Genomic DNA, 13,437 nt, shown 5'->3' with positions numbered 1-13,437 from the left:
TAAATTTTTAAATTGAGACAAAACCTTGGATTCAAAACAACTACTCGCCTTTGCTATGGACAAAATTGACGATATGAAAGCGCGTGACATCGTTCATATTGACGTTACTGGAACATCAGATATCACAGATTACATGGTAATTTGTTCTGGTACTTCTAAACGCCACGTACAGTCAATTGCCGATCACTTAGCAAAAGAAGCGCGTCATGCAGATTCAGAGCCATTAGGTTATGAAGGTGAAGGCGACGGCGAATGGGCACTGGTTGATTTAGGTGATGTGGTTGTACACGTGATGCAAAACGAAGCACGTAGCTATTACGATCTAGAAAAACTGTGGGGCTAAACGCTCACTCATTTTAGACAATGCTTGGAAGTAATACGTGAAAATACAAATGATTGCTGTTGGTACTAAAATGCCAGCATGGGTAGAAACGGGATTTGCAGAATATCAGCGACGTTTCCCTAAAGATATGGCCCTAGAGTTAATTGAAATTCAAGCCGGAAAACGTGGTAAAAATGCAGATATAAAACGTATTTTACACATTGAAGGTGAAAAAACATTAGCGGCTATTCCAAAAGGCAATCGTATTGTAACGTTAGAGGTAACAGGGAAAGCGCTGGATACTCACCAACTTGCTAAAAATATGGAAAAATGGCAACTCGATGGCCGCGATGTAAGTTTACTTATTGGCGGACCTGAAGGACTTGCTCCAGAGTGCATTGCAGCTTCTGAGCAAAAATGGTCGTTATCTAATTTAACATTGCCGCACCCTTTGGTGCGTATAATTGTTGCAGAGAGCCTTTACCGAGGCTGGAGCTTAAATAACAACCATCCTTATCATCGCGAGTAACCCCTTGCCATGCTAAAACATAGACCCACTATTCGTGACCACTCCGCAGAAGCAAACTTATTTGCTAGGCGAGCATTCGTGGGTTTTGTTTTTGTATTAGGATTAGTCGCTGTATTACTTTCTAATCTTTATACTATTCAGGTAGAAGATCACCAAGACTACCAAACCCGCTCCAACGATAACCGCATTAAAGTTATTCCTATTGCACCCAACCGTGGTTTAATTTACGACCGTAACGGTGTGCTACTTGCTGAAAACAAACCTGTTTACAACCTTGAAGTCATCCCCGAAGAGGTAGATGACCTTGACGAATCGCTTGATCAAATAAGTAAAATAATTGCGATTACAGAGCAAGATAAACAAGACTTTTTAAAAGATATAAAACACACCCGTCGTTTTAAATCACAAGTATTAAAAGCCCGCTTAGACGAAACAGAAGTGGCGAAATTTTCGGTTAATCAACATAAATTCCCTGGTTTTAGTATTGAGGCACGTCTGGCTCGCTACTACCCATTTGGTGACACGCTAACGCATGCGCTTGGATATGTTGCCAAGCTTAATAGAAAAGAGCTAAACCAATTAGAACAAGAAGATCGTGCAACCAATTACCGTGCTACATATGATATTGGCAAGCTCGGATTAGAAAAATACTATGAAGAAACATTGCACGGTAAAGTGGGCTCACAACGGGTAGAAGTTAATAACCGTGGCCGTGTAATTCGCACTCTAAGCATGACCCAGCCACAACCTGGTAGCGATTTAGTACTTACCTTAGATATTGGCTTGCAACAAATTGCACAGCATGGGCTTAAAGATATGCGTGGCGCTGTTGTAGTTATGGATGCAAAAGATGGTGGCGTGCTGGCACTTTATTCAAACCCAAGTTACGACCCAAATTTATTTGTACACGGCATTAGCAGCAAAAATTATAAAGCGTTACTTAACCAAGACCGTCCGCTAATAAACCGTACTACGCAAGGTCGTTATGCGCCTGCCTCTACGGTAAAGCCCTTAATGGCTGTATTAGCGCTTGAAGAAAATATAGTAAATGAATCAACATCAATGTGGGATCCTGGTTTTTTTCAAATTCCAAATGTTGAACACAAATGGCGAGATTGGAAACGTTGGGGCCATGGTCATGTGGATGTATACAAGGCGATTGAAGAGTCGTGCGATACCTATTTTTACGATGCGGCTTATCGATTAGGCATTACTAAAATCAGTGATTTTATGGCCCGTTTTGGCTACGGCGATTTGTCAGGTATTGATATTCATGAAGAAACTACTGCTATTCTACCTTCAAAAGAATGGAAAGAAGGACGCTTTAAAGAGTCTTGGTGGCGTGGTGATACTATTTCGGTAGGTATTGGTCAAGGTTACTGGACTGCTACACCAATTCAAATTGCAAATGCGACTAACATATTAGTTAATCGTGGTATTAATCATCCACCTCATTTGGTGCAAGTAATAAAAAAAGATAGCGACATAACGCAAATTAACAACGAAGAAAAACCTCCTGTTATTTTAAAAGATCCACGCCATTGGCAGGTATCGTTAGATGCAATGCATAATACAGTTCAAAAAATATCAGGCACAGCGCACAAAGCATTTAAAGGCACTAACTACGACTCGGCTGGTAAAACGGGTACTGCACAGGTAGTTAGTATTGCCCAAGGTGAACGCTACGATGCAGAATCGCTTAAAGAGCGCCAGCGTGACAACACAATTTACGTAGGGTTTGCACCTTACAACGATCCTAAAATTGTGGTTTCTGTTGTATTAGAAAACAACCACGGTGGTATTCAAATTGCTCGCCAACTTATGGATTACTACTTTGCAGCCAATCCAGTTAATCTTGCAAGGAACGATACACCATGACCGCTTTGCACGATAAACGCTCTATTTGGATGCGTATGCATCTAGACCTACCACTGCTTATTGCATTACTCATAATGATGGCTGGTAGCATAATGGTTGTTTACAGCGCAAGCGGCCAAGACTCTTCAATGATGATTAGGCACATGACTCGTATGGGCGGTGCGGTTGTTGCTATGGTTGTTTTGGCCCAATTTTCGCCTGCCACATTAAAGCGTTTAGTGATCCCACTTTATTGCGTTGGTTTATTAATGCTAGTGGGTGTACTTTTATTTGGCGTAAGCTCAAAAGGCGCGCAGCGCTGGCTTGATTTAGGTGTTACACGGTTTCAACCTGCAGAATTAATGAAGTTGGCAGTCCCGATGATGGTAGCTTGGTATATAGGGCGTAACCACTTACCTCCTCGGCCAATGCACTTAATTATTGGCTTTATGATTGTAATGCTCCCTACATTATTAATTAAAGAACAACCCGATTTAGGTACCGCTATACTTATTGCAAGTTCAGGTATATTTGTTTTGTTTTTGTCTGGATTAAGTTGGCGTTTAATCGGCTTTTTAAGCTCTATTGTAGCGCTTGCCGCATGGCCATTTTGGCACTACGGTATGCACGATTATCAAAAGCAGCGTGTACTCACCTTTTTAGACCCTGAGAGCGATCCGCTCGGTTCGGGTTATCATATTATTCAATCTAAAATTGCTATTGGCTCAGGCGGTATAGAAGGTAAAGGCTGGCTGCTTGGTACGCAATCGCAACTAGAATTTTTGCCAGAGCGCCACACCGACTTTATATTTTCGGTTTTAAGCGAAGAATTTGGTTTATTTGGCGTATGTGTTTTACTTAGTCTCTATTTATTTATTATTGGCCGTGGTTTATACATTGCTGTTAATGCACAAGATGCATTTGGTAAATTGCTCGCAGGCGCACTCACCCTCACCTTTTTTGTGTACGTATTTGTAAACATAGGCATGGTATCGGGTTTATTACCTGTTGTAGGCGTACCTTTACCACTGATTAGTTATGGTGGTACATCGATGGTGACGTTAATGGCAGGATTTGGCATTATTATGTCAATCGCAACAGATAAAAGGATGCTTTTAAAATAATGCGACACACTAATCAGCTTATATTTACCACGTTATTAATTTTGCTTTTAAATGCATGTAGTAGCGGCTCTAGTAGCCGCTATAGCATGCGCCATGATGCAGCACCACTTAGAGCCCCGACTACACTTGAGATGCAAGACGCTATAGTTACCGAAGTAACTAAAAGCGCCAGCGCTAGTCGCCCATATACAGTGCTTGGTAAAAGTTATTCACCCATGCTTGATGAAACAGGCTTTAGTGAAGAAGGCATTGCCTCTTGGTATGGTCGTAAATTTCATGGTTATCACACTTCAAATGGTGAAACGTATGATATGTTTGCCATGACCGCAGCGCATAAAACGCTGCCACTACCTAGCTTTGTTAAAGTAACCAATACAGCAAATGGTAAATCGGTAATCGTTCGCGTGAACGATCGGGGCCCGTTTCATGACGATAGAATAATTGACCTTTCGTACGCAGCCGCTTACAAGCTTGGCTATTACACCCATGGTACAGCAAAGGTTAAGCTAGAAGCCGTTACGCTTGCGGGCGCAACTGCGCGTCAAACCTATATTCAGGTAGCTGCAGGTAGTACACTTGCTAATATTGAAGCGCTTGCCAGCACATTGCGAGAGCAATACAAATTACCAACAAATATCGTTCAAAAAGACGACATTTACAGACTGCATTTAGGGCCAATAAAAGACACCCCTCATGCAGACGAAGTATTAAAAAAATTAAAACAAAATCAATTTCAAAACGCGTTCTTGCTTTACACTCAGTAAGACTAATACCCAAACTACCCCAGGATGCTCGCATCTTGGGCTGGTTTGGGTATAAAATGGCGTAACGCGAATCTTTAACTTTAACCATTAATGAGTATGATGAAATCTATTAAACATAAAATCCTCAAAGGTGTATGCGGCCTAGTTTGTACAGCCGCCGTATTTTCAGCCAGCGCCCAAATTATTCCGGCACCACCTCAAGTTAATGCAAAAGGTTATTTTTTGGTCGACTTTACAACAGGTAAAGTTATTGCTGAAGGTGAAGCCGATACACAGCTAGCACCTGCAAGTTTAACTAAAATGATGACCAGTTATGTAATTGGTACTGAAATTAAAGCAGGTAATATTGCCACTACCGATATGGTAACGGTAAGCGAAAAAGCATGGGCTAAAAACTTCCCAGAATCTTCAAAGATGTTTATTGAAGTAGGTAAGCAAATTAGTGTTGATCAGCTTAACCACGGTATTATTATCCAATCAGGTAATGATGCATGTGTTGCAATGGCTGAGCATATTGCTGGAAGCGAAAGCGCATTTGCTGATTTAATGAATGCCCATGCTGCTAAATTAGGTATGAGCAACAGCCACTTTATCAACAGCCACGGCCTTGATACTGACGAGCACTTCACAACGCCTCGCGATATGGCGACACTTGGTGCTGCACTTATTCGTGATGTGCCAGATGAATATGCACTTTATAAGCAAAAATCGTTTACTTATAACGGCATTAAGCAATATAACCGTAACTCATTATTGTGGGACGAAAGCTTAGATGTTGACGGTATTAAAACTGGTCATACATCAGAAGCTGGCTACAGCCTAGTTACCTCAGCAACTAAAAACGATATGCGTTTAATTGCTGTTGTTATGGGTACTACCAGCGAACGAGCTCGTAAAGTAGAAAGTAAAAAACTACTTAACTATGGTTTTCGTTTTTATGAAACAATTACTCCGTACAAAGCAGGCGATAGCTTTGCAGAACAACGTATTTGGATGGGTAACAAAGAAAATGTATCTTTAGGTATTTTAGAAGATACACCGATTACTATCCCACGTGGTCAGCATAAAAACCTTAAAGCTAACTTTGAGCTAGATAACACACTTGAAGCACCACTTGCTAAAGGTACTAAAGTAGGTACGTTATTCTTACAACTAGAGGGCGAAGATATTGCTCAATACCCACTGGTAACACTTGAAGAAGTGGAAGAAGGCAGCTTCTTTAGCAAAATTTATGATTACTTACGTTTACAGATCATGCAGTAATTTATAGCTCCCCTATTAACTAGGGTAACTAATTTAAACGTCTCCACTGTGAGGCGTTTTTTTTTACTTGAAAAATGTTAGAATGCGCCCCATATAAGCAAGACTGCTAATTGCCTATCTGTATTAAGCTTCGAGCTTGCATAGAGTCCACACTTTTGTATGAGGAGTCACCGTCGTGGTTCAACCTGTTAAAGATACTAAATTTGATGAGTACCTAGAGTACCCTTGCCCATTTACATTCAGAATAATGGGTTTAGCTAATGTAAACTTAACTGATCAAATTTTAGCTAAGTTACAACCAATAGCACCTGGCGATTACGCCCCTAAAGTAAAACCAAGCAGCAAAGGTAATTACGAGTCAGTAAGCCTTGTAGCAACGGTTACCAGTGGCAAACACATTGAAGAAATTTACAACGTGATCAGCAATATTGATGACGTACGCCACATGCTTTAAGCCATAGTTGAGATTTGTTGTGAACGAAAACACTTTGATCGTACGCCAACTGGGTCGTCAGCGTTATATGCCAATTTGGCAAAAAATGCAGGACTTTACCGACACCCGTGATGAAAATACGCCAGATGAAATTTGGCTTGTAGAGCACGAGAGTGTATTCACCCAAGGTCAGGCTGGTAAGGACGAACACTTACTAGCTCCTGGCGACATTGAGGTGATTAAAGTTGACCGTGGTGGACAAGTAACTTATCACGGCCCTGGCCAGCAAATGATGTATGTATTATTTAATCTACGTCGTTTAAAGATTGGTGTACGTGAATTGGTTACATGGCTTGAAGAGTGCATTATTGAATCACTCGCCGAGTATGGTATTGAAGCTTATGCTAAAGCTGATGCACCCGGTGTTTACGTTAACGACAGCAAAATTGCATCCCTTGGATTACGAGTTCGTCGTGGTTGCTCGTTTCATGGCTTAGCATTAAATGTTAACATGGACCTAAGTCCATTTTTACGCATTAACCCATGTGGTTATGCGGGCATGAATATGGTGCAAACTAAAGAATTAGATGGTCCTCAAAACCTAGAAAGTGCAGGTGAAGGATTGGTGAAACACATGATCAAGAAGCTTAATGCAACACAGGTTAAGCATACTGAAGGGTTTGAAAACGAATGAATAAACCAGTCAAAATGGAACCAGGTGTAAAACTACGCGACGCAGAAAAAATGGCGTTGATCCCAGTAAAAGTTTTACCTACAGAAAAAACTGAAATGTTGCGTAAGCCAGAATGGTTAAAAATTCGCTTACCTAAATCAACCGATCGCATTGACGGCATTAAAAAAGCGCTACGTAAGCATGGCTTACACTCGGTATGTGAAGAGGCTTCGTGCCCTAACCTATCTGAATGCTTTAACCACGGTACAGCTACCTTTATGATTTTAGGTGCTATTTGTACTCGTCGTTGCCCATTTTGTGATGTTGCCCATGGTCGCCCATTAAAACCTGATGCCACTGAACCTGAAAAGCTAGCACTTACTATAAAAGATATGAAGCTAAGCTACGTTGTAATCACTTCAGTTGACCGTGATGATTTACGAGATGGCGGTGCTCAGCATTTTGCCGATTGTATTCGCGAGATTCGTAAACATAATCCAACTATCACTATCGAAATTTTAGTACCTGATTTTCGTGGTCGTATGGACCGCGCATTAGAAATATTAATCGAGACGCCACCAGATGTGTTTAACCACAATCTTGAAACTGCGCCACGTTTATACAAACTAGCTCGCCCAGGTGCTGACTACAAATGGTCATTAGAATTACTTCGTCGCTTTAAAGAAGCTCACCCAGAAGTTAAAACTAAATCAGGCTTAATGGTAGGTTTAGGTGAAGAAATTAGCGAAATTGAAGAAGTACTTCGCGATTTACGTGCACACAACGTTGACATGCTAACTGTAGGCCAATATCTACAACCTTCTAAGCATCACTTACCGGTTAAACGCTACGTGCCACCAGTAGAGTTTGACGGCTTAAAAGCGTATGCAGACGAAATTGGCTTTACTCACGCGGCTTCAGGTCCGTTTGTACGCTCAAGCTACCATGCTGATCAACAAGCAGCGGGCAAAGAAGTAAAATAACCACTTTTATCAAAGAATAAAAAAAGCCGTTAATAATGCATAATTATTAACGGCTTTTTCATGCTAATTGATAAAATAGCTTACTGCGCTAACTTACCTCTTGTGATAGAAAAATCAGCAAACCTAACACGTTCTTCATCAACTCGAAGGCTGTCGGTTTCAACAATTGAGCGGTATATTCCCCACTTAGGACGAGCAAAATCATCATCATTAAAGCCACGCCACATATCTATGTTTTGCTCGCTTATATTAAATATCTCTGCGTTGTCGCTTAAGCGCGTTAATGTCATATCAAGCTTACCACTTTCACTAAATGTAGCTTGTACAAATACCTCGACCCATTCATCTGTAATTAAAGACCAGTCGGTTTCAATTAAGTTTTTATCAAGACCCGTGCTGTTACCGTTTTCGTCAAAGCCTGCGCTATACCGCACTTGCAGTTGATTGCCTGTACTATTTTTTTGCGCTCCTGAGAGAGTGATAATAGGCTGATCGTCATTACCATTGGTGTTGTCGTTACTCTCGTTACGGGCTTTTATTTGAAAAAAATGGCTAAACTTACTCGTAAGCTCAAGCTCGCTACTTACTTTAAATTTCCAGCTGTATTGAAATGTCTCACCCTCAAACGCCAGTGTTTCTTGCGGTGATTTATCGTAGGTTTTTATTTCGTTGCGTTGCCTGTCACTTGCACCTTTGTCTTTATCTTGGTCATCATCTCGGTGGGCTAAAAATACAAAATGGTTACCAATTATCGTATCGGTATCTTCGATAATATGGACAACACTTTCATGATTGCTAGCGTATAAGTCTGGAGATTCAATTGACCCTTCGCCGAATGCATTTTCAATAAGTGTGTATGCGTCAAGTCCCGAATCTACGCCATCTGATTGCAATAACACGTGCGAGATGCTCTCAAAGCCATCAGCTTGAGTTATTGGTGCACCAACAATTGTTATGATAATTTGTGCGCCAGTACCATCTAAAGAGTTTACTGTTATTGTGTCTTGCAGTGTTTCGTCTTCACTTAAAGATGTTATTGAAGCGTTTAAATCATCAAGTGTATATGACCAATTTCCACCAGCATTTAAGCTAAAAAAACCATAGCTTGTAGCGCTATTTTCTTGTGCTATAAAAGCAGCCTCACCGGATTGTTGATCAGTAATGGTTAATGAGCCTGTTATTGCATCATTACTATCACTAATAACTTCGCCTCGGCTATTACCACCAATTATTGCTGGAGTTTTTAAAGTAATCGCTTCATTATTTTGCACCGTAGAATCAGAGCCAGAGCTGCCACAACCAACAACTAAACAAGATAGAAGTGCGGTTGTAATTACATTACGCAGTTTAAGATTATATTTAGGCATTGTTAGCTTTATAGTTAATAGTAAGTTAATAAAACATAAACTTACCAATTAACTATGCAAATAACCACAACTCAATTACCAATTAACATGACCAATTTAATGGCAATCCATTTAAAATTATAAAAGCTATGTTTTTTCAGTGTGATACAAACAATTATTCCTATAGAACGTTTATTTATATATGTTTTAAAATAAAATTAGGTTAAAGCTGAGTTACTTGAGATAATTAGTACTGACATAATTATTTAGGTTCATTATGAAACTATTAGTTCGTAACTTGTCTCGTGCTACCACTGAGCATGAGCTTCGTACTTTATTTGCAGAGCACGGTAAAGTGACTACCTGCAACTTGGTACTTGATAAAGAAACTGGCCAATCTAAAGGCTTTGCCTTTTTAGAAATGCCAAACGACATAGAAAGTAAAAGCGCCATTAAAGCACTTAACCAATCTACTGTTGATAAAAGTAAGATCCGCGTAAAGCTTGCAGACGCATAAAGCTAACTGCAACTTATACTAAAAAACCAGCTAATGCTGGTTTTTTGCTTTTAGTGCCAAGTATTGTATTTAAGCTTTATATTTAGCTAAAAAAACTAAGCGGTTATTAAGCCGCTTTTTTTATACTTATAGTGCCCAATATTATAAAAGAAGCAGACAGCACAAAAAATGTCTCCTGCTCAGCTAATATTGCAGCAGCAAAAAATGCAATGCCACTAGCTATAAATAAATACCCACTTTTTTTACATTGGTTCATTATGTGCTCCTTTAGGTTGTTCGTTATTTATACACCTTATAAAATCAATCTGCAATTGAATGAAAAGTTCTCTATAAAAATTCGACATCGCTGCGGTGCTTCCTTTATATTGAAAGCCTATTTAAATAACAATATGAAGACTATGGCATCTACTCTTTTAAAAAGCGCTAGCCTAAGCCTGCTAGTTGCACTCTTTGGCTGCTCAGAGCCTGCAAGCGAACAAACCCCATTAGAAAATACAGCCGGTGTAAGCCTTAGCAATATTAAACAGCATATTAAAACGCTAGCCTCTGATGACTTTCAAGGCCGAGGCCCGCTTACTCATGGCGAAGTGAAAACAGTAGGCTACTTAAGCGAGCAATATAAAGCGCTGGGTTTAACCGGTGCTTATAAAGGTAAATACTTACAGCCTGTAAAAATGGCAATGGTGACAGCTAATCAGGACATGCAGTTAAAGGTAGGTGATTTGAGCTTTGAATCAGGCAAAGACTTTACCGCACGTACCGAGCAACTTCAGCCATTAATTGATGTAAGAAGCTCTGACATTGTATTTGCGGGCTACGGTATTAATGCGCCAGAATATAGCTGGAATGACTATAAAAATATTGATGTAACTGGTAAAACAGTGGTTGTGCTAGTTAACGATCCAGGCTTTGCTACTCAAAACAATGCCCTTTTTACTGGTAATGCAATGACCTACTACGGTCGCTGGACTTATAAATATGAAGAAGCCGCTCGCCAAGGTGCAAAGGCTGTATTTATTGTTCATGAAACCGCACCTGCAGCATACCCTTGGGGCGTAGTTGAAAGTTCAAACACCGGCACCAAATACACGTTAATGGATAACAATTTAAACGCGTCTAAATTACCGGTTATGGGCTGGCTAACACTTGATGCGACTGAGAGAATGTTTAACGCCGCAGAGCTAAACTATCAAGATTTAAAACAAGCAGCATTAAATGATGACTTTAAAGCGACGCCACTTAACTTAAAAGCAAACCTTGCCTTTAAAAACGAAGTATCTCATGCAAAATCACATAACGTAGTTGCACAAATTACAGGTAGCGAATCACCAAACGAATACGTTGTTATTAGCGCGCATTGGGACCACTTTGGTACTAAACAAACTGATACTGGCCCTAAGATTTATAACGGCGCAGTAGATAACGCTTCAGGCACTGCAGCCACGCTTGAAATAGCACGCATCATGAGCAAAATGAACAAGCAAAAACCATTTAAACGCTCAATTATTTTTGCTAACTTTACAGCAGAAGAAACGGGGTTAATTGGTTCTGAAGAATTTGCATCGGGTGCGGTTGTACCTACAAAACAAATGGTCGGTCTTTTAAATATTGATGGCATGAACGTGCTTGATGGCACTGACTACATTTTACAATACGGTAAAGATTTATCGACAATGGAAAACTATTTAGCAAAGGCTGCAAAATCACAAGGCCGTGTTGTTAAAATGGACCCTCGCCCGCAAAATGGCTTGTTTTTTAGATCAGATCATTTCTCGCTTTCTAAGCAAGGCGTGCCTAGTTTATTATTTATGAGCCTGGGCGATACCGATCCTGAGTACATTGCGCATAAGTACCATAAAGAAGCAGACGACTACTCAGCTGATTGGTCGTTAGGTGGTGTTAAGCAAGATATAGATCTTATTGTTGATATAGCCACACAGCTTGCAAACAATGGCGATTGGCCAAAGTGGACGAGCGAGTCTGACTTTAAAGCCAAACGCACGCAAGATAAGCAATAAATAACTATTAATAGTTATGTAATATAAAAATCCTCCTACTTGGAGGATTTTTGTTTTAAACGAGCCCGCATTAATAACGTTTCGGCCTTTGCCCCTAAATAAACATAAATAGCCAAGGCAATTAAAAGCCCTACCACTGCAAGCATCATCGCTATTGCAGGCATTAAATACTCCGATTGCCCCAGCGCCGCTTTAAACATAGTTAACAGCGCCTCAATTGATATAGCAATCAACACGGTAGATATAAACCGTGTAATAGTGCGACGCGTAGATGAGTGCCTAAAAATATCCTTATGCATAAGGATTTCTTCTTCGAGTATTGTTTTACCTAAATCGAATACTGCTAATGCTAGGGTGATGTAAATAATGATACTAAAGGGTTCAAGTGGGTCTGATGAGATATCTACATGGGTTAATAGCGCGTATATATCATTAAAAACGATATTCAGTAAAAATAATACTAAGCAAAATAAGCACGCAACAATAATACCGTAACCCGCTTTGAAGTAAGGCGACATATTAGCGCGCGCAGTATCACCCATTACAAACTCAATAAGCTGCGTTAAGCTCACATCAACGACCAAGTAATGTTGATTATTAATTGGTTTTTTTAGTTCTTTAATCGCCGATATACATAAATGGTTAGTCGCTATAGAAATGTAGGGATCAGTAAAGCACACCCTATCACTTGTTTTAGCGTTCAAAAAATAGGGGCGCTCGCTTAAATCTTGTTGATTACCACTTTCACCTAGTTTTTTGCTATATGCCCGTTTAAAGCAGACATTATTACCCTGCTGCAAACCTTCTGCATTTAAACAATATTGTAATTCTAAAAATGGGTACTGCTTAATCAGGTAGCGGGTATCACGCTCCTTAGTTAACCCATCCTCAATACTCATCAAAATAGATTCAAGTAAACTGTGTATCACATGCTCATATTCATGGTAGCGCTCAACACTACTGATATAACTCATTCGCGCCATTTTAAATACTCATTAACCTAAGTTATAAATAGATTTGCAAGTTTAAAACCAATAATAAAATAACCTAACAATCAGCAACTTAATGATATTCAAACTCGTGTTTTGCACTACTTTGGTGACTAAAAAGTAATATATTAAATTAAATGCACAAAAAAGCAGCTAAGTATTAATTACTTAGCTGCTTTGTGAGTATGACTGGTAAGGCTTTACGACTAACTTAAATATAGAGCCTGTTACTGAACCTTCGAAAACTCTTCTTTAGATAATTCGCCATTTCCATCTGCATCTAATTGATCAAAAAGCTGTACTAGTTGCGAGTTTACTTGGGCTTCTGTTTTACTAATTACGCCGTCGCCATCAGTATCAAAAGAATCAAAATCTACCGCAGCAAACGCCGCTGAAGAAGAAGCAAGGGCTACAAGTGGTAGGGCGTGTTGATCTTTGGTGGGTGAATTTGCAGCAGTATGTTTGGTTTTTAGGCAAGGCAGAGCCTATGTAGTGTGGTTATTCCCCATAAATAGGCGATAACGCAGCATAAATACCAAACATGCGCTGCCCTTTGGGTTCTTTCTAGGGACGATTAACTCTTTGTTGCTCGGTTTTTACTTAGCCCACTAGGTTACAA

14 protein-coding genes and 1 pseudogene are annotated in these 13,437 nt (G+C 39.9%); 11 read left to right on the top strand and 4 right to left on the bottom strand.

Annotated elements, in window-relative coordinates:
* Positions 1 to 25: 25 nt before the first annotated feature.
* The 9 genes from rsfS (at position 26) to lipA (ending at position 7,948) form a co-directional block, all read left to right on the top strand.
* Positions 26 to 343 carry a ribosome silencing factor gene (gene rsfS, locus CXF64_RS01765; RefSeq protein WP_007585564.1) on the top strand — a complete coding sequence of 106 codons (318 nt, stop codon included), beginning with the start codon at positions 26 to 28 and terminating at the stop codon, positions 341 to 343.
* 37 nt (positions 344 to 380) lie between these two features.
* On the top strand, positions 381 to 851 hold the full coding sequence (rlmH, locus tag CXF64_RS01760) for a 23S rRNA (pseudouridine(1915)-N(3))-methyltransferase RlmH (protein WP_007585562.1): 471 nt from the start codon (positions 381 to 383) through the stop codon (positions 849 to 851).
* 9 nt (positions 852 to 860) lie between these two features.
* Positions 861 to 2,729 carry a penicillin-binding protein 2 gene (mrdA, locus tag CXF64_RS01755; protein ID WP_033012431.1) on the top strand — a complete coding sequence of 623 codons (1,869 nt, stop codon included), beginning with the start codon at positions 861 to 863 and terminating at the stop codon, positions 2,727 to 2,729.
* Entirely contained in the window at positions 2,726 to 3,832 is a 1,107-nt protein-coding gene (rodA, locus tag CXF64_RS01750) for a rod shape-determining protein RodA (protein ID WP_007585558.1), read from the top strand. The genes mrdA and rodA overlap by 4 nt, the downstream gene beginning before the upstream one ends.
* Positions 3,832 to 4,596 carry a septal ring lytic transglycosylase RlpA family protein gene (locus CXF64_RS01745; RefSeq protein WP_101216138.1) on the top strand — a complete coding sequence of 255 codons (765 nt, stop codon included), beginning with the start codon at positions 3,832 to 3,834 and terminating at the stop codon, positions 4,594 to 4,596. Before rodA ends, CXF64_RS01745 begins: the two co-directional genes overlap by 1 nt.
* Positions 4,597 to 4,695: 99 nt before the next feature.
* Entirely contained in the window at positions 4,696 to 5,859 is a 1,164-nt protein-coding gene (locus CXF64_RS01740; protein ID WP_010554697.1) for a serine hydrolase, read from the top strand.
* Between the two features lie 175 nt (positions 5,860 to 6,034).
* The gene (ybeD, locus tag CXF64_RS01735; protein WP_002958517.1) at positions 6,035 to 6,313 is read left to right on the top strand and encodes a DUF493 family protein YbeD; all 279 of its coding nucleotides are present in this window, start codon (positions 6,035 to 6,037) and stop codon (positions 6,311 to 6,313) included.
* A gap of 19 nt (positions 6,314 to 6,332) precedes the next feature.
* Complete coding sequence (lipB, locus tag CXF64_RS01730) at positions 6,333 to 6,986, top strand: lipoyl(octanoyl) transferase LipB (RefSeq protein ID WP_010554695.1); 654 nt, start codon at positions 6,333 to 6,335, stop codon at positions 6,984 to 6,986.
* Complete coding sequence (gene lipA, locus CXF64_RS01725; protein ID WP_002958515.1) at positions 6,983 to 7,948, top strand: lipoyl synthase; 966 nt, start codon at positions 6,983 to 6,985, stop codon at positions 7,946 to 7,948. Before lipB ends, lipA begins: the two co-directional genes overlap by 4 nt.
* A gap of 80 nt (positions 7,949 to 8,028) precedes the next feature.
* Here lipA and CXF64_RS01720 read toward each other — a convergent pair whose 3' ends face one another.
* Positions 8,029 to 9,315, bottom strand: coding sequence for a VCBS domain-containing protein (locus CXF64_RS01720; RefSeq protein WP_101216166.1), 1,287 nt, complete (start codon positions 9,313 to 9,315; stop codon positions 8,029 to 8,031).
* Between the two features lie 256 nt (positions 9,316 to 9,571).
* On the opposite strand from CXF64_RS01720, the gene CXF64_RS01715 reads away from it, so the two are divergent.
* Positions 9,572 to 9,811, top strand: coding sequence for an RNA recognition motif domain-containing protein (locus tag CXF64_RS01715; RefSeq protein WP_007585551.1), 240 nt, complete (start codon positions 9,572 to 9,574; stop codon positions 9,809 to 9,811).
* 106 nt (positions 9,812 to 9,917) lie between these two features.
* Here CXF64_RS01715 and CXF64_RS20790 read toward each other — a convergent pair whose 3' ends face one another.
* Entirely contained in the window at positions 9,918 to 10,067 is a 150-nt protein-coding gene (locus CXF64_RS20790; protein WP_165783596.1) for a hypothetical protein, read from the bottom strand.
* 142 nt (positions 10,068 to 10,209) lie between these two features.
* On the opposite strand from CXF64_RS20790, the gene CXF64_RS01710 reads away from it, so the two are divergent.
* Positions 10,210 to 11,829, top strand: a complete 1,620-nt coding sequence (locus CXF64_RS01710; protein ID WP_101216137.1) for a M28 family metallopeptidase — start codon at positions 10,210 to 10,212, stop codon at positions 11,827 to 11,829.
* A gap of 35 nt (positions 11,830 to 11,864) precedes the next feature.
* Here the strand turns inward: CXF64_RS01710 and CXF64_RS01705 are convergent, their stop codons facing one another.
* Both CXF64_RS01705 and CXF64_RS01700 read right to left on the bottom strand, forming a co-directional pair.
* On the bottom strand, positions 11,865 to 12,812 hold the full coding sequence (locus CXF64_RS01705; protein ID WP_101216136.1) for a PDC sensor domain-containing protein: 948 nt from the start codon (positions 12,810 to 12,812) through the stop codon (positions 11,865 to 11,867).
* A 233-nt stretch (positions 12,813 to 13,045) separates the two neighbouring features.
* Positions 13,046 to 13,240: pseudogene (locus tag CXF64_RS01700) on the bottom strand (EF-hand domain-containing protein); the annotation flags it as partial.
* Positions 13,241 to 13,437: the final 197 nt, after the last annotated feature.

This window comes from Pseudoalteromonas sp. GutCa3 (genome assembly GCF_002836155.1).
In the GTDB taxonomy this organism is placed as follows: domain Bacteria; phylum Pseudomonadota; class Gammaproteobacteria; order Enterobacterales; family Alteromonadaceae; genus Pseudoalteromonas; species Pseudoalteromonas arctica.
The sequence above is the reverse complement of the archived record's forward strand: the minus strand, read 5'-3'. Positions and strand labels throughout refer to the sequence as shown.